19 protein-coding genes are annotated in these 24,820 nt (G+C 61.7%); 10 read left to right on the top strand and 9 right to left on the bottom strand.

Features of this window, described 5'->3' with window-relative positions; all coding sequences use genetic code 11:
• Positions 1-79: 79 nt before the first annotated feature.
• The 4 genes from WOC76_RS20515 to WOC76_RS20500 all read left to right on the top strand — a co-directional run bounded on the left by WOC76_RS20515 (position 80) and on the right by WOC76_RS20500 (position 7,045).
• Positions 80-1,960, top strand: coding sequence for a PD-(D/E)XK nuclease family protein (locus WOC76_RS20515; protein WP_341102294.1), 1,881 nt, complete (start codon positions 80-82; stop codon positions 1,958-1,960).
• Positions 1,960-5,427 (top strand): UvrD-helicase domain-containing protein, encoded by a 3,468-nt coding sequence (locus WOC76_RS20510; RefSeq protein ID WP_341431576.1) that lies wholly within the window; start codon positions 1,960-1,962, stop codon positions 5,425-5,427. Before WOC76_RS20515 ends, WOC76_RS20510 begins: the two co-directional genes overlap by 1 nt.
• Positions 5,424-5,642 (top strand): hypothetical protein, encoded by a 219-nt coding sequence (locus tag WOC76_RS20505; RefSeq protein ID WP_341102298.1) that lies wholly within the window; start codon positions 5,424-5,426, stop codon positions 5,640-5,642. The genes WOC76_RS20510 and WOC76_RS20505 overlap by 4 nt, the downstream gene beginning before the upstream one ends.
• Positions 5,643-6,451: 809 nt before the next feature.
• Positions 6,452-7,045, top strand: coding sequence for a hypothetical protein (locus WOC76_RS20500; RefSeq protein WP_341102300.1), 594 nt, complete (start codon positions 6,452-6,454; stop codon positions 7,043-7,045).
• Here the strand turns inward: WOC76_RS20500 and WOC76_RS20495 are convergent.
• Positions 7,042-7,362, bottom strand: coding sequence for a hypothetical protein (locus tag WOC76_RS20495; RefSeq protein ID WP_341102302.1), 321 nt, complete (start codon positions 7,360-7,362; stop codon positions 7,042-7,044). The genes WOC76_RS20500 and WOC76_RS20495 overlap by 4 nt on opposite strands.
• A 938-nt stretch (positions 7,363-8,300) precedes the next feature.
• Here WOC76_RS20495 and WOC76_RS20490 point away from each other — a divergent pair.
• The 3 genes from WOC76_RS20490 to WOC76_RS20480 all read left to right on the top strand — a co-directional run bounded on the left by WOC76_RS20490 (position 8,301) and on the right by WOC76_RS20480 (position 10,532).
• Entirely contained in the window at positions 8,301-9,041 is a 741-nt protein-coding gene (locus WOC76_RS20490) for a DUF2076 domain-containing protein (protein ID WP_341102303.1), read from the top strand.
• Between the two features lie 451 nt (positions 9,042-9,492).
• The gene (locus tag WOC76_RS20485) at positions 9,493-9,903 is read left to right on the top strand and encodes a hypothetical protein (RefSeq protein ID WP_341102305.1); all 411 of its coding nucleotides are present in this window, start codon (positions 9,493-9,495) and stop codon (positions 9,901-9,903) included.
• A 104-nt stretch (positions 9,904-10,007) separates the two neighbouring features.
• Positions 10,008-10,532, top strand: coding sequence for an SRPBCC family protein (locus WOC76_RS20480; RefSeq protein ID WP_341102307.1), 525 nt, complete (start codon positions 10,008-10,010; stop codon positions 10,530-10,532).
• A gap of 265 nt (positions 10,533-10,797) precedes the next feature.
• On the opposite strand, the gene WOC76_RS20475 is transcribed toward WOC76_RS20480, so the two are convergent.
• From WOC76_RS20475 to repA, 5 genes are all read right to left on the bottom strand, one after another.
• Positions 10,798-11,718, bottom strand: coding sequence for a hypothetical protein (locus WOC76_RS20475; protein WP_341387447.1), 921 nt, complete (start codon positions 11,716-11,718; stop codon positions 10,798-10,800).
• A 220-nt stretch (positions 11,719-11,938) separates the two neighbouring features.
• Entirely contained in the window at positions 11,939-14,518 is a 2,580-nt protein-coding gene (locus WOC76_RS20470) for a DEAD/DEAH box helicase (protein ID WP_341102310.1), read from the bottom strand.
• 518 nt (positions 14,519-15,036) lie between these two features.
• Positions 15,037-16,371, bottom strand: coding sequence for a plasmid replication protein RepC (gene repC, locus WOC76_RS20465; protein ID WP_341102313.1), 1,335 nt, complete (start codon positions 16,369-16,371; stop codon positions 15,037-15,039).
• A 212-nt stretch (positions 16,372-16,583) separates the two neighbouring features.
• Complete coding sequence (repB, locus tag WOC76_RS20460) at positions 16,584-17,606, bottom strand: plasmid partitioning protein RepB (protein WP_341102315.1); 1,023 nt, start codon at positions 17,604-17,606, stop codon at positions 16,584-16,586.
• On the bottom strand, positions 17,606-18,811 hold the full coding sequence (repA, locus tag WOC76_RS20455) for a plasmid partitioning protein RepA (RefSeq protein ID WP_341102316.1): 1,206 nt from the start codon (positions 18,809-18,811) through the stop codon (positions 17,606-17,608). Before repA ends, repB begins: the two co-directional genes overlap by 1 nt.
• A gap of 326 nt (positions 18,812-19,137) precedes the next feature.
• Here repA and WOC76_RS20450 point away from each other — a divergent pair, with 326 nt between their 5' ends.
• Together WOC76_RS20450 and WOC76_RS20445 are read left to right on the top strand one after the other, a co-directional pair.
• Positions 19,138-19,998: a tyrosine-type recombinase/integrase gene (locus WOC76_RS20450; protein ID WP_341101731.1), complete on the top strand. Its 861-nt coding sequence runs from the start codon at positions 19,138-19,140 to the stop codon at positions 19,996-19,998.
• Between the two features lie 6 nt (positions 19,999-20,004).
• Positions 20,005-21,192, top strand: a complete 1,188-nt coding sequence (locus WOC76_RS20445) for an IS91 family transposase (protein WP_341101730.1) — start codon at positions 20,005-20,007, stop codon at positions 21,190-21,192.
• 930 nt (positions 21,193-22,122) lie between these two features.
• On the opposite strand, the gene WOC76_RS20440 is transcribed toward WOC76_RS20445, so the two are convergent.
• From WOC76_RS20440 to WOC76_RS20430, 3 genes are all read right to left on the bottom strand, one after another.
• The gene (locus WOC76_RS20440; protein ID WP_341102318.1) at positions 22,123-22,314 is read right to left on the bottom strand and encodes a hypothetical protein; all 192 of its coding nucleotides are present in this window, start codon (positions 22,312-22,314) and stop codon (positions 22,123-22,125) included.
• Positions 22,315-23,558: 1,244 nt separating this feature from the next.
• A complete protein-coding gene (locus WOC76_RS20435) occupies positions 23,559-23,765 on the bottom strand; it encodes a hypothetical protein (RefSeq protein WP_341102319.1) in 207 nt (68 codons plus the stop codon).
• A complete protein-coding gene (locus WOC76_RS20430; protein ID WP_341102321.1) occupies positions 23,743-24,156 on the bottom strand; it encodes a HEAT repeat domain-containing protein in 414 nt (137 codons plus the stop codon). Before WOC76_RS20430 ends, WOC76_RS20435 begins: the two co-directional genes overlap by 23 nt.
• Positions 24,157-24,264: 108 nt before the next feature.
• Here WOC76_RS20430 and WOC76_RS20425 point away from each other — a divergent pair, with 108 nt between their 5' ends.
• A complete protein-coding gene (locus WOC76_RS20425) occupies positions 24,265-24,648 on the top strand; it encodes a hypothetical protein (protein ID WP_341102323.1) in 384 nt (127 codons plus the stop codon).
• Positions 24,649-24,820 lie beyond the last annotated feature (172 nt).

The raw sequence follows: 24,820 nt of genomic DNA, 5'->3' as shown, positions 1-24,820 counted from the left end.
GCAGCGGCCTCGCCTGAGGAATGGGACGATTATTTTTTGGCCTTCAGCGATATGGGCGGGCTCGACCTGCATTTCGTACATGGCCGCAAGGCGCTCACCACTGCCAGACGGGCAGCTCACGGCGGCGCTCGCCGAGCTGCTGCTCCGCGGATTGAGCCATGCCCGCATGAACCGCCTCATGGCCCTGCTACGTCGGCAAAACCCCGCTTACGAAATCGTGCCGCGGGATTGGCAGCGGGCGCTGCCTCAGGATGCGCCCTTGCTCGCTGCGGCGAGCTGGCGCGAAATTCTCTCTGTTCCCTCGGAAGCCCTCCCCGCGCCGGCCGCGGCGCTTCTCTGCGAGGTAGTCGACGTCTTGGCGTTGGGGCTGAAGCAAGCCGCCGAGATCGGCGAGCGCCTTCTTTGCGGCCGCAGCCTCGCAATCTGGCACAAGGCCCTGATCGAGGGGCCGTCCGAGGCGTTGGACGTGACGCTCGCCACGCTGCGCCTGCATGACGGGTTCTCGCCACAGGCTTCCATCATTTGGGCGCCGGCCGCGGCGCTTGCCGCCGAACCGCGCTCCTTTGTCCGCCTCATTGGCCTCACCTCGCGCGCCTGGCCGCGCCGCCAAGCGGAAGACCCGCTGCTCCCAAACCACATCGTTCCCGCCGATCTCCTCGATCCGCTGCCGGTTCACGAGGCGGATCGGCGCGATTTTGACACCGTTATCAAAACGACGGGCCGGCAAGTGATTTGCTCATATGGGCGGCGGGACGCCCAGGGCCGCACCAATGGCGTCTCGCCGCTCTATCCGAAACTGCCGCGAGTCTATCGCCAGCGCGCGCGCCTCCCGCAACATGCGGCGGGTTGGTCCGACCGGCTGTTCGCTCGCCCTTCTGAATTCGAGGCATTGCCGGCGGCGCAATCAGCGCTCGCTTGCTGGATTGACTGGCACACGGAGCGGCTCACAGCGCACGACGGCCTCATCAGAGCCAATCATCCGCTCGTCGAGGCGGCCCTCGGTCGGCGGCAGTCGGCGACCTCGCTCGCCAAACTGCTGCGCGATCCGCTTAGCTATCTCTGGATCTACGGCTTCCGCTGGGAGGAGCCGCAGGAGAGCGAGGAGCCTCTAGTTCTTGATCCGCTCGCCTTCGGAAATCTCCTTCATGCCGTGCTCGAAGCGACAGTCAACCGTCTGGAATCGAATCTCTCAGGCGGCTTCGGGACGGCCGATGCGGCGGCGATCGCTGCGGGCCTCGATTCCGCCCTCGTCGAAGTGGCCGCGCAATATGAGCGCCGCTGCCCTGTGCCGCCGCCCGTTCTGTGGCGGAGGAAGCTGCAAGACATCCGCGCGCTCGCCTTCGCGGCGTTAACCTTCCGCGAAGAGGCGCTGCCGGATCAGCGCAGCTTTGCCGAAATCCCCTTCGGCGGCGATCCGCGCGCGGAAGCGCTTTCCGCTGACGCTCGGGCGCGTCTTCCATGGGATCCGCTGCAGCCGATCGTCATTCCCGGCACGGGGGTCGCTATCGGCGGCTCGATCGACCGTCTCGATCTTTCCGCCGTCTGCGCTCGCGCTCGCGTCACCGATTACAAAAGCGGCAAGCCGCCGGGCAAGAACAAGACTCCCGTGTTGAAGGGCGGCGGCGAACTGCAACGCTGTCTTTACGCTTACGCCGTCCGGGCGCTGGTCCCGGGCGTCAATGACGTCGAAGCCCGCCTCCTCTATCCGAAAGGAGGCGACGGCGGCCTCCACGCTCTATCCGATCCTGCTGAGGTGCTGGAGCGGTTGGCCGCATTCGTCGGCGCGGCGCGACGCCAAATTCTCGCCGGCAATCTGCTGCCGGGCGCCGGCGCGCAGGAGGCTTTCAACGATCTCGCCTTCGCACTGCCGGGCGGCGCCAAGGAAAGCTACTTCGAGCTGAAAGGGCCGCTTGTCGCCGAACGTCTCGCCGATCTGGCGCCGTTATGGGGGATCGAGTGATGACAAGCGGCTTTGCTCTCGGCGCGCTCCCGGCCGCGCGCCGTCGCGCCTTGCTCGATCACGAGTGGACGCTGCTGGTCGAAGCCGGCGCCGGCAGCGGCAAAACCGCGCTGATGGCGGGACGCACCGCCCTCTTGCTCGCGAGCGGCGTTCCTGCTCGAGAAATCGTCGCCATTACCTTTACTGAGGCCGCTTCCTCCGAGCTGCTCGAGCGCATCGAACGCTTCGTCGCGATCCTGGCGCTGGGGTCGGTTCCCGACGAGCTGCGTCTCGCTTTGCCGAATGGGCTCTCGGCGGAGCAGGTCAAAGCGATCGCCGCCGCAGCCGATTCCCTCGACGAGATAACCTGCACGACTATCCATGGCTTTTGCCAGCAGCTGGTGAAGCCCTATCCGGTCGAGACCGGGATCGACCCCGGCGCCGCCATCATCGATCCGGCTGCTGCGGATCTCGCCTATCAGGATCTTGTCCAGGCTTGGCTGTCGGCGCGGTTTGGCCGCGACCGCGGCGCCGAGGGATTGGGCCGGCTGCCGCCCCTGCCCGAACTCGACGCCGATGATTTTTTCGTCGAGCTGCTACAGGAAGAGCCGGACGGTCTGGTCAAATTGTTTCAGGAGGCGGCCGCATTCTTGCGCACGAAGCGCGCGGACGCACAGCCGCCCGCCGCCATCGACCCCGGCGCGCTCCAAGCCGTGTCGCAGGCCGTTCGCGACTTTGCCGCCTGGTATGCCGAGTGTGGAGTGATCGAAGAGGCGACGCAATGGATCATCGTCGATCTCGAGCGCATCCGGGAGCTCGCCGACGACGCGTTGATCGCTTCGATGAGCGGGCGGCGGTTGGCTCGGCTCTTGTTGCACGAAGTCCCTTGTTGCCAACACGGCTCCGAGCCCCGCTTCTCGGCTTGGCGAAACAAAGGCAAGTGGGAGAAGGCGTCGAAAGACGCGGGGCTCGGCAAGCCGCGAGGAACCCAACTCTCGGACGCGGCGCAGTCCCATTATGGCCGCTGCGACACCGCTTATCAGGCCTTCGCGGGCACCGTGTGCGGGGCCGCCTTCGCCCGATTTGTCGCCGAGTTCGACTCGCTCGCGAAACTCTACGCCGACTACAAGCGGCAGGCGGCGCTCCTCGATTTCGACGACCTGCTCCACCACGCCCGCGATTTGCTCGCGCGCAACGAAGCGGTACGTCAGGACCTCAGCCGGCGTTATCCGCGCATCCTCGTTGACGAGTTTCAGGACACCGATCCCCTACAGGCCGAAATTCTCTGGCGCTTATGCGGCGACGGCGCTCCCGATTCGCTTTGGCTCGAACGGCGGCTGCGTCCGGGCAGCCTGTTCCTCGTCGGCGATCCAAAACAGGCGATCTACCGATTCCGTGGCGCCGACGTCGACACCTACATCGAAGCAAAGCATGCATTACTCATCCACGATCACCATTCAGTCATCGCGATCACCGCGAACTTCCGTTCGCTGAAACCCATTCTCGATTTCGCCAACGCGCAATTTTGCGCACTGCTTTCCGAAGAACAGGGGCAGCCCGGCTTTACAGCCTTGCAATCGACGCGAGCGCCGCAGGACGGCCGAGCGGCCGTCGCTTGCTTCGACATCGCCATCGGCGCCCAGCACAGGAATGGCCAAGGTAAGTTGGCCGTCGACCTGGTGAGGCGCGAGGAAGCGTCAATCATCGCGGAACTAGTGGAGCGGCTGATCGGCGCCTATCCCCTATGGGACAAGCACATCAAGGCGGTGCGGCCTTGTCGCGCCGGGGACATTGCCTTGTTAGCGCCCACCGGCACGAGCCTGTGGATTTACGAGCGGGCGCTGGAGCGGCGCGGCATTCCGATCGCCTCGCAAGCCGGCAAGAGTTTCTTCCGCCGCCAAGAAGTTCAGGACCTCATCGCCCTCGCCCGCGCCATCGCCGATCGGCGCGACACGCTCGGCCTGGGCGCTCTCCTGCGCGGCCCCCTCGTCGGGCTCGCCGAGGAACAGATCGCCGACGCCATCGCCGCCCTTCCGACCGCCCCTGGCGATGCGCCGCCACGGCTGCATCTTTGGACCGACCGCGCGGCGGTCACCGAGCCGGTCCTCGGCCGCACGCTCGAGGTGCTGCAGAGTCTCGCCCGACGGGCGCGCCACACCACGCCCTACCAATTGATGGCGGAAGCGGTCGAGGAGCTGAACGTGCGCCCGATCCTGCGGGCGAGATACCGTGGCGGCGCCGAGCGGGCGCTCGCCAATGTCGAACTCTTCCTCGAGATGGCGCGCGCCTATGACGCGCGCGGGCTCATGGGCTTCGTCGAGGCCCTTCGCGCCAATTGGGAAAATAGCGAAAAGCAGATCGAGGGCCGCCCGGACTCTGACGCTGAAGCGGTGTCGATTATCACCATTCATTCATCAAAGGGCCTCGAGTGGCCAATCGTCATTCCCGTCAACTCCCCGACCGAGCTCGACGAGAATTTGACTTTCCTACATCGGCGCTCGGATGACACGGCGCATTTCAAGCTGTTGGGGCGGGCGCCGCCGGCCTACGAGGTTGTCAAGAACGAAGAGCGAAACCAGCTTCGACGCGAACGCGTGCGGCTCTGGTACGTGGCTTCGACCCGCGCGTGTGATCTTCTCTTGCTGCCGCGCCAAAGCGAGCGTTCGCCGTCCGACTGGTTTAGTCTGCTCGGCGCGCGCTTGGATGAGTTCCCCCCATTCGATACAGCAGCGCTTTCTGGCGCGCCTGTTTCTCAAAAAGCCGAAGAGGCGGGAAACCGGCAGGACGAGGCGGCGTGGCGAGCGGAAGCGGCGGCCATCGTGGCGATGCAACGCGCCATCGTCTGGCACTGCCCGAGTCGGCATGAAGGAGCCCAAGGCGGCGAGCCCGCCCGTTTGGACGAGGGCATATTCACTGATGCGGCCGCTCTGGAGGCGAACCTTCCGGTTGAATCCAGGCCCGCTTTGCTGCGCGAGAGTATTCAAGGCGGTCGGGAACGGGGGCTCGTTTTGCACAAGCTCCTCGAGGAGGTGCTGACGGGCGAGGCCGCCGAGGAGCCAGCGGCGTTGGAGACGCGCGCAAGAACCCTCCTCGCCGAACTTGGAGTGGCGGAAGCCGAAAGTCCAGCGACCGGACCGCATGCCCTTGAGATCGCTACGACGGCTCTGCGAGCGCTCGCGCTTCCCAAAGTGGCGGCACTGCGGCCGCGTCTGCTGCCTGAAATGACGGTCTTTTCAGCTGAGATTTCCGACAACGCCACGACTTATGTCGGCGGAGTGGTCGATGCGCTTGCGCTTGGAGAAGATGGCGCTATCGATGTCGCGATCGACTGGAAGAGTGACGTTAACCCGAGCGCTGGCCTGGTCGAACTTTATCGTGCGCAGGTCCGCGACTATGTCGCGGCAACAGGCGCGAAGGAAGGGCTACTTGTCTTCGTGACGAATGGCAGGATCGAAATATGTAGGCGGCCTGAAGCGGAATCGTCGTGACCAAGGAAAACGCGGCAAGCAGGTCTTGCTTTCCTCTTGAACGCCGGCGGCCGGATAAAAGCAACATGCCCCGGATTTATCGCTCGCCAGCCGACCTGGCATTTGATGGGGTCTACCTGATAAAGGAACGGGGACGCATCGGATCACGTGGGCGCATTATGGCTGAACACCAAGAGTTCGAAACCCTAACGCTGCTTTGTGATGACCTCGACTAGTGCGGCCATATGGGGAATAAGACGGACCCGATAGGCGGCATCTTTGCATTGTAGGAGCCACTCTGCCTCTTCTGGTCTTGATTGTTGGGACAGCCGTTCGGCGGTTATCGGCTTATCACAGACATACCCTTGGCTACGGATTTGCGCGGCAACAACTTCTCCCGCGCTCTCCTGCGCAATAAGAGGAAGTGGCGCCGAGCAATCAAAAGCAAGAAGTGCGAGAATTATTCGTAACAGCATATGAGGTCACTCCTGTTAAGTTCCCGCCGGTGCCGGCTCGCCTCCAGTCTTGGCGATGAACTCGGCCCCGGCGGATTCCCTGAGCCTAGCCATATTACCGCTGCCAATCACCTCGGGAAATTGGGAGTTTGCCGGCGCACATGCAGAATGGAAACCTCGACGCCATATCTCGCGCAGTTCTGACACCGACACTCTCGGTTCCCATTGTCTTGGAGAACGTCAATAATCGCCGCGCGGACGTCGGCTCGGGAATCCCAAATCTAAGAAATAGTCGCGCCAAAGTTTGGAACAAGGTACGAGCCAGGCGCGGAACCGGCCAGAGCGGCGATCAGGTTCACGATTTGGTGAACCTGCCAATCGTCCTCACCCCGCGCTAGAAATGGCCCGCCTGTGCGAGAGACCGGGGAGCGTCAGCGATTTCTTCTTGCGCGACGGAGCCATTCAGGGGTGCCCCTATCAACAGCGCAGACAAAGCCTCTATGACGAGCTTGTGCGCGACGTATCCTGTGATTAGATACGCTTTATTAAGCAACTGCTTCACTTATATTTCTTCACTCGGAGGCGATTCGATGGATGCAACTTATAACTTGAATGGCGGCTTTAAACCGACGATGAAGCGTTCGGCAGATTTGTGCGGCCCTGACTACTTTCCTACGCCGGCATGGGCGACGCATGCTCTTATCGATAATGAGGAGTTTGCCGGCGACATTTGGGAATGCGCTTGTGGCGATGGCGCTATGTCGAAGGTTCTCGCGTTGCCCGGCAACCGCGTGATCAGCTCAGACTTATATCGCCGAGGCTTCGGAGAGGCGGGGGTTGACTTCCTTACCGCAGAACGCCGCGCTCCTAATATCATAACGAACCCGCCTTATAACAGTGCCGAAGGGTTCGTTGCGGCCGGCACGAAAAAGGCTCAGCGCAAATTCGCGTTGCTGCTGCGCCTAGCCTTCCTTGAAGGGGCAAACCGTGCAAACACGATCTTTGCTTCTAACCCTCCAAGCCGTGTCTGGGTATTTAGCGAGCGTATTACCTTCTACCCTGCCAACGCCGTGGTGAAGGGCTCAGGGACTACCGCCTATGCGTGGTTTGTTTGGGATAAAGACGCGCCTAATAGAACAGAATTGAAGTGGCTTAAGCCTGGCTATAAGGTCCGCTACACCTAATCGTTGATTTTTGCAATATACTGCCTGCCTTGTTGTGTTATGCGCACCCCGTCTGTTATCCGCTCAGCATACCCATTGTGATAAATATTGGTAGACGAAGCCTCGTGTGATGCTATCACATTACCGATTATCTGATAATACATAGGCTCGCCACCTCTTAACGGATTTGGCTCTAGGTCGCCTGCTGTAGGCGAAAAGTATTTTTGCGCGCGTTCCTTTGCTTCAGTGGTTGTTACCTCTCCATTAGGAGACTCTGCCGCTATTCGCAGCACTATAATGCGCATATCCTTCTCGAATGTTCTTTCGCCCATCCCCATACAAAAAAAACTCCTTTATTGAAGGGAGTAACCTACGCGGTTTCATACCCTTAATCAAACCGCCGTTCCACGCTCCAAGCCCCGCAACCGCCATAGCTGGCCCTCGGATGGGCTTCCCGTGTCGCTGGGCGATGGATCGTCAGCTTGCATTCCTTCAGCGTAAGCGTTCACCCGGCGCCATTATGGTGGCGCGGGGCGCATCTATGATCATTCCGCCGCAACTGTGGAAGGTGGCCAGCCTGAGTTGCGATCTTGCAGCCGGCGTTTCCCCTTGGTCGTTCGGTAGAAGGCAGACCAGGCGTCCCTTTCGCGGGGGCCGGTGGCATCCACACGAGCGCCAACGCCGGAGCAGCCCTCTCTCACCAGCGAAGGCACGCACCGCCTCGGCAATCTACCGCGTGGAAGGCTTCTCAGCCACCATTCTCTCAATCCCCACCACAATCTCGGCCGTCTCACCCGGAGATCGCCTCTGGCCTTGCTACGGCAGAGCAGAATGTCACCTGCCGCGGGCGCAATCGCTATCGTGTCTTTGTGCATATCCAGGCCGACGTAGATGATATGCTGGTCCATGACCCGTCTCCTATGCATGAGGCTCGGCGCTGGCCCAGCCAGCGTAACCCTCGTAAGCCTGCATATTGTGAGACGGGTCGCCCCTATCTCAGGCGAACATCTGGTCTAGTAATCACTCACGGAGATGGGGGGTCCGCGGAAAATCTAGGATCCGATGGCCCTCACCACGGCCGCCAGTGGTCGCCGTACTGCTGCTTTGCTTGCCGAAAGCGCCCGCAAATGGACAGGGCAAAAAATAGAAACAGGGCCGGTCCGAGCGGAGCAACATTCCAGGCCGTATGGACAAAGATTAATTTCCACGGTCTTGGTAGCGCCACGACCTATCAATAATCCGGATTGGCAGGCAAACCTCGAACCGGAAGATACCCATGCTACCTGAGGAACGCAAACTTCTCGCAGGCCTCTTCGAACGCATAAAGGCGGCTTCAACCTCACCACGTGATAAGGAGGCGGAGACGTTTATCAACGAGCAGATTCGCGCCCAGCCCGCCGCGCCTTATCTTCTGGCGCAAACAATCATCGTCCAAGACCAGGCGCTGCAAGGGGCCAACCAACGCATCGGCCAGCTCGAGGCGCGGCTCAAAGAGCTGGAAGCAACCGCGCAGAAGGGTGCCGGCAGCTTCCTCGGCGGCTTGCTTGGCGGGGGCGCCGCCATGGCGACTCCATCTGCTTCACCCACGCCGCGGCCGGCTTCGCCGTCAGGTTTTGACCAGCCTCAAGGAGGGCCTTGGGGGGCTCAGCGCGGCTATGCGCCGTCTCCCGCTTACCCGCCACAAGGCGGCTATGCTTCGCCACCGCAGCCCGCCCCCTCCGCCGGTGGCGGCTTCTTGAAAGGCGCGCTTGGCGCAGCGGCGGGTGTCGCCGGCGGCGTACTGCTCGCGGACTCCATTCGGGGGCTGCTCCATGGCGGCGCTGGGGGGATGGGCAGCCTTGCGGGCGCCGAGCCGGTGCATAAGACGGTCATCAACAACTACTACGGCGACGCCGACTCGAACGCACCCGGCGAGCAAATCCAGCATGGCTACCAAGACCAATACGACTCTCAGAGCCAGGACGCCGGCTATGGTGGAGACGGGTTCGATAGCGGCGGCGACAGTTATGATGTGTAACGGCAACGGCTGAGCTAAAGGGGGTTGCGACAGCCGCGGCCTATGAGCCGCGGGCATATGGATCGGCACACAAGCGCCCCGGCGCATTCCTTTCTCGGCGTTGGCGTCGTCGGTCTCGCTTCCGCCGACGCCCGCTTCGCCGCCCTTGCCCCGCTGCCGGCCGTACGGCAACTTCCTCGTTATGCTTTCCTTCTCGGGGTTGCCAGATCGGATCACCTCACCTCATGATCAACGAGGCCCCCCGCCAGGCCCCCTTCTGCCCGACCATCGGCGCAGCGCTCCGTGACCACGCGGCTTGGCATACGCGAACTTCGTTGCGTGCAGCTCGCCCAATCTTTCGTTCCGGTGAGATTGCCGCAAAGGTGGACTGATATACGCTTCGAGGTACCGAGCTGGCACGTGACCGGCACGCGATAAAATTACTTACCGGGTCGAAAAAAAAGGGAAGCAAGTGAAGCACATCGTCCAAGTTCTCATTGAACGAGACTTATCCGCATCTGACGAAAACGAGGTCCACGAGCGGGACGGGACTGACGATAACGAAAGAGAAGATTCGGAGGGCGAGGAAGACGAGGAAGGAAAAGAAGACGAGGACGATGGCCAGCCGATAACGTTTCAAGACAAAGTTTGCACACTAGGACCGTATGATACGCTGGAGGAAGCCGAGACTGCAGCCGACAGAGTTCTAAAGGCATTCACTAGAACTGAGCGGGACAAGATCAGCTTCGAGTTTGACGGACTAGAGGATGAGGTTGGCGCGATATTGCAGGTGCGAGACTACCTTGACACCGAGGAGTTTTTGCGCCGCCGTAAGGCGGGCAAATTGACGGCCGAGGAGCTGGAAGAATTTGACGACGACTGACGGTGGATTTTTGGGGCCACCCGTCTTTTGAGGAGCCGTCGAAGTTTGGCGCATTCGAAACCTGACAACAGCACCTTCGTGCCATTGTTACCTTGGGTGGTGACATGCCTTTCCCAAGCAATGGGGAGGAAAATGTGGCTAGATGCTCACTTCATTTTCGAGAAAGCTGGAATTTCCCTGGCGCTTGTCCGGATGAAGTCTGGCTTGCGCTCGCGCATGGTGAGGACTGGCCGTTATGGTGGAAGGGCGTCTTTCTCGAAAGCAAAAAGTTAGCAGGGGGAGATCAGCCTGCATTGGGCGACCGCGGGTTCGGGCGAGTAAGAGGCTTTCTGCCCTACGAGTTCAAATTCATAGCCGAAGCGACTGCGTTAGAACGCCCGCGATTGATCGAGGCCAAAATTACTGGGGATTTCGAGGGCGAGTGGCGAGCTGTGATAGCCATGACAGCGAGCGGCACGCATGTTGACTTTGATTGGAAGGCTGCAGTCAATTTACCCTTTCCGCTGTTCTTCGCGGCATTGCTTCGCCCGCTCATGAGGCTTAATCACGCTTGGACAATGCCGCGAGGCGAGCGAGGGCTAAGGAAGTATCTTGCCAGACAACGCCTGCATAACTCTGCTACTGTTTAACCCTGCGGGCGCGCGGCCAAAACCTGACACGCTGCCACTGCTTTACTTTTGCGCTGCAATCTGTCGCTGACATTTGTCTTATTGGTGCGTTGGTGCGCTCTTACGGGGCCAACAACGGGGACTCCGAGAAGCAAGCAGATGTGCGGGCGCCTCACCGACGCCAACACGTGGGGCTGAGACGGTGGCGGATAAGCCAAGTTCCACTTGGCTCTCCGGTCGAAATGCGATCCCATAGGAACGTAGAACGGGCCGCGTCTGAAAACGGTTATCGTCCCGACGTGCGCCGTTGAGCTTTGCGCGCTTTTGCGCTTATCCACTTCGCCGCCCTCGTCCGTCCAGGGGGCGTTCCATCTCCGCGGCGCGATCTGACGAGTGGCTTCCCGGCCGGCGTGTCCGGTGCTGACGTCCTATCATCCGCCGCCTTTCCAGTTGATCGACCAAGGCTGTCTTTTTCGGCAGGCTTATTTGGGCGTTCGTTTGCAGCCGTCTTCTTCTTACTGTGGGCAACCGGCGTGGCCGCCTCCGACTTCTTCGCGGCTCTGCTCCGCCCCGCCGACACTTGCTTGTCGCGTTTGGAGGAAGGGCTGGATCTCTTGGCCGTGTCGATGCCGGCCGCCCGGTCGTGTTGATTGCCGAAATCGACCCCCGAACCTGCTTGTTTCTTGCGGGTTGCTCGTGGGCCAGCAGCGGGCGGCGTCATGGCGATGCCAAACAGCGCTCCGATGTCATCGTCTGACAGGAGGCGATTGCTCGCGACATCTTCTCCCGTTGTCGGAAGATCAGCGCTGGCGGTTGCGATCAATTGGGCGCGATTGACGCCCCGCAAGGTGAACAAGAGGTCAGGCGTCGCGTCGAGGCGCGCACCGACGCCATAGAGTGTGGCCGCAACATGCTTGCACATGTCAGCCCAATCTGGGCAGGAACAGGACATCTTGATCTCGCTCGGGGCCGGGAACAGACCATCACCTTCGCGGCACACCCGTTCCATTACATTTTTTGAGAGCTTTCCCTGCAGGAGCTCCACCAGCGAGCCGATGGATCCAGCGCAATCCTTGCAGATCGCCCTCCAGCGCGCAGGCGCCGCCACGGCAATGTCGATTTGCACTTCGTAGAGGTCTGAGCCGCTCACCAGGGCGCGCAGCGCCCCTCGCTCGATTTGCAGATCGACAATCAGACCGTTGCGCACATAGCTTCGTCCGCGGGGCAATCTGCTTTCGAAATCGGAATAGCGCTCGAGATTTTCGCACCAGGCCCTGCCCCAGAAGCTGTGGGCGATCTTGCGGCCCTCGATAAGGACCGGCGCGATGGCGGGACGCTTTTTCCTCAACTTCTCGATCTCACGCGCCGCCTGCGCACGCCGCTTGGCGACCGGCACGTAGGGGCGAAAGCTCCAGAAGCCCATGATTTCAGCTCTCCTTGAGCGCAGCATTGAGATCGAGTTTGACGAGGTCGAGCAACTCCTCGTCCTTCATTTCGGTCAGATTGATTTCGCCGGAGCCGCCCAGGAAGTCCTGCGCCAATTGACGTTTTGACTCGATCAGCCGATCGATTCGTTCCTCGATCGTGCCACGGCAGACGAATTTGTGCACCAGAACATTGCGTTTCTGCCCAATGCGATAAGCCCGGTCGGTCGCCTGATTCTCGACCGCCGGGTTCCACCAACGGTCGAAATGGACCACATGTGACGCCGCCGTGAGGTTCAGGCCCGCGCCGCCTGCCTTCAGCGATAGAATGAAGAAAGGAACGCGTTCATCTTCCTGAAAGGTCTTGACGAGCGCCTTGCGCTTTCCAACTGCCGTCGCCCCATGCAGGATGAGGCCTGGTCGCCCGAAGACCTCGTTCAGCAGAGTTTCGAGCGGAGAGATAATCTCCTTGAATTGGGTGAAGACCAGGAGCTTTTCCTGACGACTGGCTATCTCCTCGGCGATTTCGACGAGCCGCGCGAATTTGCCGCTGTCCGCGTCATCATAGGCGCCGTCGCCCAGCCATTGCGACGGATGGTTGCAGATCTGCTTGAGGCGCATGAGCAAGGCGAGCACCAGCCCGCGCCTGGCGATGTCATCTGAGGAGCGCCGCAGGCTCTCCTGCAGGTCGACGACTGCGGCCTGGTAAAGCCCCGCCTGCTTCTTCGTGAGCGGGCAAAAGGCCTGCACTTCCGTCTTGTCGGGCAGGTCGGCGATGACGCTTTTGTCGGCCTTCAGTCGGCGCAGGATGTAGGGGGCGGCGAGTTTGCGCAAGGGCGCGTAGGACACAGGCTCCTGCGCGGAGAGCTGCTTTATGAAATTCGCGAAAGCCTTGGAGCCTCCCAGAAGCCCGGGATTGATGAAGTCGAAAATCGACCACAAGTCGCGCAAATTGTTCTCGATCGGCGTGCCAGTGAGCGCGATGCGCCCCTCGCTTTTCAGCGTCTTGACGGCGCGGGTCTGCTTGGCGTTGGGGTTTTTGATGGCTTGCGCTTCATCGAGCAGCGCCAAGCGCCAGTGCGTCTGCGCCAGCCAATCAAGACGCAGCAACGCGCCATAGCTCGTCACGATGAGATCTGCCCCAGCCACGTCCCGCGGCGTCATCGCCTTCAGCCGGCCGGCCGGCATGAAGGAAGGGTGCGCCACTGTCAGCTTCAGCGACGGCGCGAAGCGGGCCGCTTCCAACGCCCAGTTGGCGAGAAGGGAGGCGGGGGCGACCAGAAGCGACGGCGCGGCTCCGTCGCGTTGCCGCAGCGTCAGCAGCAGGGCGAGGATTTGAATGGTCTTGCCAAGCCCCATGTCGTCGGCGAGGCAGCCACCAAGGCCGAGCTGCGTTAGAAAAGCGAGCCACCGCACGCCGACCTGCTGGTAATGTCGAAGCTCCCCTTTCAGCGCATCGCCCGGATCGGCGGCCGCGAGCACTTCAGGGCTGCGGCACTGCTTCAGCGTCTCGGCCAGCCAGGGGCCGGCCGCGACATGCGCCCACTGCGCCGCCGGCGCCGTCGCAGGCGTTTCGCCGCCGACGTCCGCGCCCGCCAGCAGACGCATCGCCTGGGCGAAGGGCAGGCCCTCGCTCTTAGCTTTGCGTTCGACCGCGCTGAATTGATCCAGGGTTGTTTTCAGCCTTTCGGCATCGACCTCGACCCATCTGCCGCGTAACAGCGCCAGGCCGTCGGTCGCGGCAAGTAGCCCATCGATCTCTTCGGCGGTGAGCGCCTCGCCGTCGAGGGTGACGCTGACGTTAAAATCCAGCAAGGATTGCACGCCGACCATCGATGGCGCGTTCGAGCCCACGGTCGCCTCGATGCTGGGCCGGCTGGGACGGTTCATGCGCCAGGACGTCGGCATCCGCACGATCACGCCGGCTTCCTCAAGCGTCTCGACGTCAGTCAGAAGCCGTGTGGCGTCTCTTGGCGTCCAGCGCAGGGGATGGAAAATCTCTCCGGAGTCGACAATTTCGCGCAACCATCTGCAGGATTCGCTTGCCCGGCTCACCGGCTCGAGCAATTTCAGCAGCTTTTCCCGGTCGTCGGCGCTGGCGTATTCGCGCAGCGCCTGCCCCAGCGGCAGATGACGCAGGACGCCCTGCGCCGCGAGCGACGGCGTATAGGTCGCCATAAAAGCGAACGGATATTTGGGATCCTTGCGATTTTCCGCCAGATTGAAATGCACGCGACCAACGAGCCGCCAACGGCTGTCGCGGCTTTTGAGAAAATCTTGCAGCGGCAAGCCACTTTCGACGCGTTCGACGCCAAGCGCTTGCTGCATGGACCGCCAGAGCGCTTCGAGAACTGCGGGGCGCAAATATTCGCCGCCCTGCATGGGCGGCGCCTCGTCGACTAACGTGGCGAGTTCGTCCAGTGGTGGCGCAGGGATCGCCGCAGCTTGGCCCGCCGGTTCCTGGCGCCCGCAGAGCGCCGCGACAAATCGCATCGCAAAAGCACGCCAAAAAGCGAGCGCCGGCGGCAGGTGGGTCCCGACCTCCCCGATCCCGAGCTGTAAAAGCCCGTGTCCATCGCCCAACGCGAATCGCTCCGTCAATCGCCTTGCGACTGCGGCATCGAGAGAAAAGTCGCCATCCGCCGCCTCAAGGCGCAGCACTCCGTGCGGTGTCAGAACAGGGGCAAGCGAGGGCGGCATCGGGAGTGAGGGCTGAGCTGTCGCGTGTCGATGCCTTCACCTATCACGGAAGGTGGCGGTCGTCCTAAATGCGTTTGGATTTGCGGGTTGGCGTCTATCGCGCTAAAGCTCCTGGCTGTTGGTTTTAGGTAAAAGGGCTGGATCCCAATCTCCTAAGGTCTCAGCCATTCTCTTAGCTTCTTCCCGCGTTGCTTCGCCCCCTGCGCCTAATCGCGATCGCCAACGTCCGGCGTTGCGCCGCGATGATGACGAACCGCTCGCCGCCCTAACACACGGAAGCGGATGCCGCCGGCCTATGTGGCGAGCCGATACGGCGTCGCTCGAGCTGCGCATCAAGCAGCTTACGGCTATCTTGGCCTTCGCTCGTAGTTTTCTTGAAGCGATCGACAATCCCCGCCGCGTCATCCCGCCGCCCTTTCGCAGCCCCTCCCGCGCGCCTTGCCGCGCAGCAGCGCCATGAGCAGGGGCCCGAGCGAAAACTCCCCTGCCCTGGCCTTCTCGGTCAGCGCGCGCAGATAGCCGCCGGCGCTGCGGATCTCATCGCCGCGCTGCAGGATGGCGGCGATGACGATTGCGGCATCATGCTCGCCAAGCGCCTCGAGCGCCTTCGCCCATGCGTCTGGCGAGACGCCAAGCGCCGACCGGACGATGGCAGCGGCGTCGGTCAGATCCCGCCAATTGTGGATCTTGCCGCCTTTGGCGTAGTCGACGATATCGGGGCAGGCCGAGAGCACCATGCCAAGAGGGAAAGCTCTCGGCGGAGTCGACTTCGGATTGACCGCTGCCGGTCCGGGAACCTCAATTTCCCGCCGCCCGTCGATTGGGGCTTCCGCTCCGACGATCGCGAGCCCGGGCGCCGCCGCCCTGCCTTCTCGAAGGCGAGGTTCAAGATCTGGATTTTTTGTGGTTTGATTCTGTATGTGGCGCTCGTTTTGAGACTCATTGCCGCTCATATTTTCTTCTTTTATACGCATTTCCAATAAGTTACGGATTTCTGCCGCGAGCGCCGCGATTTCTCCCGCCAGCGCCTCCAGATCGGCGCGCGACAGGTTGCGCGCATAGCGCCCGGTGAGGACTGCGTAGCGCATGTGCGCCTCGTCCCACTGGCCGGGAATTCCCTCCTCCAGCGCCATCTCGATCATCTTGGCGATGTCGCGGCGGGCGAGCGTGATCCTCTCGCGCAGCAGGGCCATGGCCCGGTTCTCGGCCCGCACCTCCTCGGCGAGCGCCTCGATCTCCGAGGCGCGCATGACGAGGGGGGTGAGGTCGAAGCCGAAGGCGTCCGCGATCTCGCCAGACGACCCTCTCCGGGCGAAGCGTTTGCCGTTGGCGGAGTCCCGACGGATGATAAGCCCCGCGTCCACGAGGGCCGCGAGATGGCGGCGCAGGGTCGCCGGAGCCATGCCATGGGCGCGGATGGAGAGCTCCCGGTTGGATGGAAAGACGATGATCCCTTCTGCGGGCTCCTCCCCCTGCCCTTCCTTCCGCTCACCGCCAACGAGAGTCAGGGCCGTCTCCTGATGAAAGCTCAGGAGCGCGTGGAGGACGGAAAGCGCCCGGTCGGAGACGCCAAGCGGGTTCTTCGCCTCGGTAAGCGCGCGGAAAAGCCGCCATTTATGGATGACGGTCTCCCGTGCACCGGGGCGTTCGGTAAAATCCTTCGCGGCCGCCTGGCTCGCCATCATGGCGAGCGTCAGCGATCGCCGCCCAAAAGGCGTCGACGAATATGTCTGCATTCCTTTGCCCTTCGTTCAGGCAAAAGAAATCTGCTCTCCGAATCGGAGCCGAGACTCTTGACAGTGATTCGCGGAAGTGAGAATCTCTAGCTGCTAGACTTAGAGAGGCTTCCGGGACGGCGACGTTTCGGGGGCCTTTTCTTTTGCGGGTTATCTCCAGTTTGGCTATATGGCCTCGTAACGGACCGCTCTGCGCGGACCTTACGAGAGGATTAGTTTTCCTTGTCGCTAAGCGCCTTGTATTCGTCATAGAGCCCCTGCAACTTCTCCATGACAAAATCTCCGAACCGGGGCGTCGCCCGTTCGTCGAACGTCAGCGAAAGTTTCCTGCCCGAACGCAGAATATACGCGGCGCGCGTACCGTCATTTGCACTCCATGCTTCTTTGCGAGAGCGCACCGTTTTGGGGCGCAACTTGTTGTAAAGAGTCTCGAAGCGAGAATCGGAGCTGAGGTTGGCGAAGCTGGTGGCGGTTACCACCTGCTGCGCTCGCAATCGGTTTTCTCCTTGATCGAGCAGCTCCTTCATTTCCTGCCATCGTACTCGGCCGAAGCTCGGAGCTGGTCCGATTGCGTCGATAAGAGGGGCTGGTATGTGAATTGCAATGCTAATCAGGCGCGAGAGCACGGTCTTATCGACGCCAAGTGCCGATTGAATTGTTTCGCGTGGAAACTTCCTCTCTTCTAGTTGCGCAGCAAATCGAGCTCGCTCGATAAAGGTGAGATCTGTGCGACCGCTATTTTCCTGACCTTGCGCAATGACCAACTGGTCATCGGTCAGGTTTCGGACAACTGCGCGCACCTTGATGCCAAGCTCTCGCGCCGCTCGGAGCCGGCGATGACCGAACGCGACCTCAAACCGGTTTGGATTGCCAGGATGGGGGCGAACTAGAATGGGCACAGCCTGTCCATGTTCCCTGATCATCTCCCGGAATGCAGCGTTCTGCTCCTCTGTGGCTTCCATGCGGTCGCGGACAAATGATGCGTCTACAAGGTGTGGATCGAGATCAACAATCGTCTGCCCCGCCGTGAGCAACTGTTCGATCTCTTCCGCATGCTTAACCTTCTCGTTGTAACCATCGAGAGATTCCGAGACGGCCCGAAGGGCGCTTGACTGTTTCATCGTCCGTTGAAGGGCGAGAAGCGGGTGGCGCGATGCTTTTCCCTCAGAGGAAGGGGACGAATCAGCTTTTTCCAATTCCGCCGCCGAGACGTTGAAATCGATCTTGCGAGCCATCAATTTCTCCCCCACGCTTGCCTGATGAGGCTTTCAATCTCCCCATTAACGAGATCGAGCGCTTCGATCGCGCGATCATACGTTCCGCGGGTGAACTGCTGACGCTCGACTTCATAGAGAGTCTGCTTTGTCAGCCCTGCGTCGGCGATTGCAGTGCTTTTCACCATTGGATGCGTTAGCACGCGCGATCCGAAAACCGATCGCATGAGGCCGACCATCGTTGTTTGAGGCCCATCACTCGGCTCATAACGAGTAACAAGATACCGCATCCAGTCATATTCAGTAGACCCTCCGGCGTTTACAACAACGTCAAGTAGACTGCCGGTCATGTTTAGAAATTGAGACATGGAAAGAACATCAAGCATCTGCGGATGAACAGTAATCAATACCGCAGTCGCAGCGCATAGCGCAGAAAGTGTCAGAAAACCTAGTTGCGGCGGGCAGTCGATCAAAATCACGTCATAGATGTCTTCAACTTCGGCAATTGCTTCTTGAATACGTGCGAAGAAGACCTGCCCCGATTTCCTATGTTCGACAAGAAATTTAGGGGTTTCATGTTCGAACTCCATAAGCTCAAGCTGGCCCGGAACGATGTGAAGGTTTGGGATGTAGGTAGATTGAACGATCTCGGCCATTGACCGCCGTTCTGCATCGTATCTTATAGCTCCGTAGATCGTCTCGTTTTCACCTACGTCTAGTTCGGGCTGCAAACCGAACATAGTCGACAGGCTCGCCTGTGGATCGAGATCCACAGCCAATACGCGATATCCATGGAACGCCAGAAACTCCGCCAGGTGAGCTGTTGTCGTGGTCTTACCGCTGCCCCCCTTGAAATTCACTACAGCGATGACCTGAAGGGACTCACCTTCCCTGCGGTGCGGCACATAGCGGCGCGCCCCCTTCCCACTTCGATCTAGATCTGATCGCAGCGCTTCGATATCTTCAATTGAATATGTGCGCCGATTATTCGGCTGTATCGGCGGCCCCTTCCCTTCCGCCACGAGTTGCCGCAAATACCCCTCGTGGATTCCTATGAATCTTGCGGCCTCCGAGGGCGAGAACCGACGAAGGGTCTTTTGGGCTGCTGGCGGGAAGTCCCGCATTTGCTGGGCCCGTAAGCGCATAGAGAGGTCGGCGGCGTCCGCGTTAATCAGCGTTCGCAAGTCGTTATCGCCGCTTTGCCGGAGGGGCTTTGTCTTTGGCATTTGACTTCCTGCACCTGCGGGATTTTGAGCTGTTTGCAATAAAATGCGCTGATCGCGAGTAAGAACTGATTCTTCGATACAGGCAAGAAATTTTTCCTTAACGAAGTATTAACGAGGCTGAACTAAGATTTATATTGGGCCTACTTTGTAAAAATTATACATTTGACTCGAACCGGGCCAGCCATCAATCGAGGGATTGATCCTCATATAACTTTCCAGATTGAACGAAGCCGCTGATCGCGGCGGGAGGGGCGAGGTCGCGTGATTGGCCTCCTGTCTGAGAGGATTTGGGCGTTGCAACCCACCCTCAGACAGGAGGTTTCCAGATGGCCGAGATCAGCCCTCTGCGTCGTCGCATGATCGAGGACATGACGGTCCGCAATCTTTCTCCGGCGACCCAGCAATCCTACATTCACGCCGTCGCGAAGTTCAGCCGGTATTTCGGGCGTTCGCCTGACCGCCTGGGCCTGGAGGACGTCCGCGCCTACCAAGTGCATTTGATCTCGAAGGGCATATCCTGGGCGTCGCTCAATCAGATCGTCTGTGCGCTGCGTTTTTTCTACGGAGTGACGCTTGGTTGCGAGACGATCCCGGAGCGGATCGCCTACGCCCGCGAGCCGCGCAAGCTCCCGTCCGTGCTGAGCGCGGACGAAGTGGTCCGCTTTCTCGAAGCCGTCTCGAGCCTCAAAGCCCGCGTCGCGCTCACCACGGCCTATGCCGCGGGACTGCGCGTGTCGGAGGTGATCGGCCTGAAGGCGGCCGACATCGACAGCGACCGCATGGTCATTCGGATCGAGCGCGGCAAGGGCGGCAAGGAGCGCTACGTCATGTTGTCCGAGCAATTGCTCGGCATCCTGCGCAGCTATTGGCGTCTGGCTCGGCCGGAGAGCTTTTTGTTTCCCGGTCGCGACAAGGATAAGCCGATCGATCAGACCGTCCTGCACGCCGCCTGCCGTTCGGCGCGTGCGGCGGCTGGTATCGACAAGAGGGTGAGCGTCCACGTCCTGCGGCACAGCTTCGCGACGCATCTCCTGGAGAGCGGCGTCGACATTCGCATCATCCAGGTGCTGCTCGGCCACGAGCATCTGTCGACGACGGCGCGCTACACGCAGGTCTCGACGCATCTGATCAGCGGGACGAAGAGCCCCTTGGACTGCCTTTCCTTGGAGGTGACGCCGCCCGAGTAACCGGGCGTGGAGAGGCCGGCGATCGAGCTCGCCGACATCCTCCGGCGCCATGGCGGCGCCTATCTTCACGATCACGCCGGCCATCTCGGCCGCTGCGAGCGCCGCGTCATGAGCGCGATCGCGACGTGCCGGACGGCGGCGCTCGGCGGCCATATGGAGCAATGCGATGATTGCGGCGCGAGACGCATCGCCTACAACTCCTGCCGCAACCGGCATTGCCCAAAATGCCAAGGCGCGGCGCGGGCCGCCTGGCTCGACGCGCGCAAGGCCGAGTTGCTGCCGGCGCCTTATTTCCACCTCGTCTTCACCCTGCCGCCGGCGGCGGCTGAGGTCGCCTTCCAGAACAAGAGGCTTCTCTACGCCACGCTGATGCGCGCCGCGGCCGAGGCGACCATGACGCTCGCCGCAAATCCGAAGCGCCTCGGCGCCAGGATTGGGCTGCTCGCGGTTCTCCACACCTGGGGCCAGACGCTCACCCATCATCCCCATGTCCATTGCGTCGTCCCCGGCGGCGGCGTCTCGCTCGACGGCGAGCGCTGGATCGTTTGCAAGCCGGGCTTCTTTCTGCCGGTGAAGGCGCTGGCGCGCTTGTTCCGCCGATTGTTCCTCGCCGCCTTGGAGGCGGCGTTCGACAAAGGCGAGCTGTGCTTTTTCGGCGAGCTGGCGCCGCTCTGCGAACCACACGCTTTCGCCGAGCGCATCGTCGCGCTGCGCAAGACAGATTGGATCGTCTACGCCAAGCCGCCTTTCGGCGGTCCCGAGCAGGTGCTCGCCTATCTCGCGCGCTATACCCACCGCGCAGCGATCGCCAATTCGAGGCTGGTCGCAGTCGGCGACGATGGCGTCGCTTTCTCTTACAAGGACTACCGCCGCCAGGGGCGCCGTCGGATCATGCGCCTCTCGCCCGACGAGTTCATTCGCCGCTTTCTGCTGCATGTGCTCCCCGACGGCTTTCACCGCATCCGCCATTATGGCCTTCTGGCCAGGGGCGACCGCGAGGAACGGCTCGCGCTCTGTCGTCGGCTCGCCGCCGCCGCCGAGGATCCGGCCGAGCCGAAGGTCCGCGCCTGCGAGCATTCATCGACCGCCGCAATTGGCGCCGCCTTCCCATGTCCTGACTGCGGCGGACGCATGCGCCGCATCGGCATCGTTCCACCCGCGAGGCCTCGCCCGTTCCGATGCGACACGTCATGAGCCCGGCCATCATCTCCGCTTGGAACCCTGCGCAACTCCCAGTTTCGCTCGTCGTACGACACGCCGACGGGACGCCGCCTCGCGCCGCGAGCGCGAAAATCTTCATCCACATGACGCCAATACCGCGACAGACGGCCACGAACTCCGGCCTGCTCGATCGCTTCCCGCCCACTCGCCGAGTTCTCGTCCCCCGCCACAAGCGCCGGCGCCCGCCGCGGCCCTGTGCCAAACGACGACGAGACGCGCTTTCCCCATAGTGACTAACGACCCGCGCCTTCGTTCAATCCGGCTTATGTGAGGTCCGCTCCGGGACAAGCCAAACATCGTGCCGCGGACCTCACATAACCCTCCAGATTCCCAGGATGCGTGATTCATAGGCGGTCGGCCGGACGGGCCGACCTATTGCGCGTTGTCATGCTCTGCGCGATGATCGATGGAAGCTGCATCAGATTTGCTTCCCAGGGCGCGAAGACACCGTAGGCCTGACCGCAAAGGACAGCCGGCTTTTTTGTTGAGGGGTGCTGTACCGGTATCGCGCCGGCATCCCCCGGGCGGCGATCTGCCGGAGCGCTTCGGCGGTTTGCGCGTCGTGCATCTGCGCTTCAGCCGATGGGCCAGAACCGGCGTTTGGGGTCGGGGTTTTTCGCGATTTGACCCAAGACGCCGACAACTAATATGCCATGATCAATAGGCGTCCTTACGCGCGAGCAAAGCCCCCCTGTACCCTTTCTAGGGTTCACGATGAGTAGCGCACGGTTGGAGGCGCCACGCGGCGCGGCGCGCGGGACCAATCGCCCCCTGTGTCCTGAACACCTGGGGGGATCTGTGCCCTGGCGGGCAGCCGCGATAGATGCCCCGTCGGGAGTCCGCGCCTTCGAGCGCAATTACAGCGAAAGGCTGACATCGCGGCGGCTCCGTGACGAGGGGGGCTTAGACATTGATGATAATAATAGCGGCTCGCAAGGTCGATTGGACCACGCAGACGCACCACTTCGCGCGTCGGGCGCCAAAGGCTCCAAGATCGGCGAATGCGCCTTCGCCCATGACCGCGAAGGTAAGGAGATCGCCGACTGGATTCTCAAACCCACCGGCGCGGCGCTCGAGGCCGTGATAGGTCACCATCGAGGTTCCGCATCGCCCCCGTCGCGGAAAGCTTGATGGAGCGGGGCTTCCAAGTTTACGGCTCAAGGCGCCGTCTACCCCCGTCGCCGCTGCAACAGTGAGTGCCACAACCGGCCACCTCGAAGCCGTCGCTCGCCGCCTCGCCCTGATCAACCGCCAGATCAGCGAGGCCAATAGCAAGATCGATCGTCTGACCGAATGACCCGGGAACGCCGAGGGGCAGAAAGAGGAGCAGCGCGACGTGACGATCCTGCGATCCTAGCCGGGTGTCGGAAGGATTGTCCTCGCCAAGTTCAGGACGCGCTGCAACGTAGAGATTATCCCGCGCCGCGCTGTCCGTCGGGCGTCGCGCGGATCACGAAGCGATCTCGACAAAGCAAGATCGTGCTGATCCGCCTGGCGGCGCACGCGTCTCCGCAACGGCATCTACATTGGGCGCGCACCCCCGTGCAGCACGACCCGCGAGTATCCGGGCGAGCAAGGATCCGGCCGGCGGACGGCGTTTGGATGCCCGGCGAAACAAAGCGCTTGCGCCGATACGTAAGCCTAGAGCTCGATGTTCTATTGGGATAACGCCTAACGGCTTTTGAAGCCCCGCCACCCCTGAGTTGCACGCGTGCAACTTAGTATGCCCAACCACGCCTTGGCACCGAGTTGCGCGCGTGCAACTTTGGATACGCCCCGCAGATCTCTGGATGATTGGCGTTTTTTAAATCCTCCTTCTTCGCATCGATCCGGCCCGCACCATGCGCCGCTTCTATAGGCTCGAGATCCTCCCCGACCTCTTCAGCGGCGTCGTTCTGAAGAGGGAACGGGCCGCATCGGCGCCCGCGGGCAGCGCAAGGCGCGATGGTTCGGCGATCCGCGCGCCGCCAGCGCCGGCCTCCTTAGCCAGGCACAAAAAAGGCCAGGCACGGATATGTCGCGCCAAAACAGGGGGAAGGTTGAGAGGCTATCAGCCGCGGCAAAGAATGCCCCATCCCGGCCCGCCCCAGGGCGTCAGCTCGGAAGCCTAGCATTCCGAAGCGGTGCCGAATATTCTTCAGGCGCAAAGGCCTGCGCGCCGCTGCAGCCGGCCGCTTTCCAGACGGCGGTCCGCGGCCGGGCGCGATTCTAAAACGGGTCGGAGCCTAGCGAACCCTACGCCGCGCATGCGGCTCAGGGCCCGTCCTCCAGCCCGCGGCGGGCAGGGGGGTGGCCTTCCCGGATTAGTTTTCACGCCCATGATGCCCTTGATCCCTTGCTCAACGGCGAATGGGCGAGAGGTGCGCGGCCGTTTCGGCTCTGCGTCGCTCATTCTTCTCGACGAAACGCAGACGCTCGCCCTCGCTGGCGGCGCAGCGGCCCTCTCTGCCTTCGACGCGCGTCCCGATCTTGCCTGCCCGCAGCAACGCCGCCTGCTTATTGGCCCGGGCATAGCAATCGCGATCATAGAGAGCCTCTTGCGTCATAATGCTCTGTCCAAGCCTCTTGCTCGGTAAGTTCGTCGGAAATCTTGAGCGCCAATGGATCGTCGATGCCGGATAACGCATCCAACGCCGCCTTCGCCAGGCCCCCACCGGTTCTCGCGAGCCTGCCCAGAAGAACGATACATTCCTCATCGGCAACCGGGGCGATCGCTTCGACGACGGTAGGCGTCGGCGCCCTGCGGAGCAGATTTTTCAGGACATCTCGGGCTTCATGTCTTCCGTGGCGCCCAAGAGCGCATGCGGCGGACGATCGCACATTCCTGTCGGGGTCGGCCAGCAAACCGACCAGGACGGCGAATATGTCGGCTCGAGGAATCGTCAGGTCACAGGCCGTCGCCCGCATTTCTGGATCGGAGCAGCTCAGGAAGGACAAGACGGTTTCCGCCGGCAGCCGGCATTTGAGGGCCGCCGAGGCGCGGGCCCCGATTCTCAGCGTTGGCCCCTGAATGACGCCGTCGGCCAGCAATCGAGACATGACTAATTGAGCTTCACGCCCGCCGACGGAGGCGAGCGCGCGAAGCGATGCCGCCTGCTCCGGGACCTCACGTTCGATCCCGAACCCCGTGAAAAGACGGCAAACCCTGTCGAGGACGGGGACCGCATCCTGCAATTTTCGGCGCCCGGCCTCGTCGATCAACGCAAACACAAGTGGGATGCCCGCGTCCGGAATCCCCGTCAGGATTTCATTGTCGCTCAGCGCGGCGGGATTAACGACGGTCGGAGCCGTGCCTGTCTTCGACGCCTGCACCGAGGCAATTCCTCCGCCGCTAAAGAGATCCAGCTGCGCCTCAACTCGCGTCCGCAATTAGGTCCCCCTCTCGCATTTCATTACAACGGACACTACCGCATCGCGCAGAGGGGCTAAAGCTGAGTCGCTTTGGTCATATTGACCCGGAACCTATCGCGCATCCTCTGATATCTGGGGGGATCTGGGCCCTGGCGTGGCCGAGGTGCTTCTCTGCAAAACCCGTGTCGATCTGGGCGGAGCTTGCCAGCCCGCGCGCAGGCTGCGCCCCCCAAAAAAAGTCCGCTGACAC

It is taken from the genome of Methylocystis sp. IM3 (assembly GCF_038070105.1).
GTDB lineage: Bacteria > Pseudomonadota > Alphaproteobacteria > Rhizobiales > Beijerinckiaceae > Methylocystis.
The sequence above is the reverse complement of the archived record's forward strand: the minus strand, read 5'-3'. Positions and strand labels throughout refer to the sequence as shown.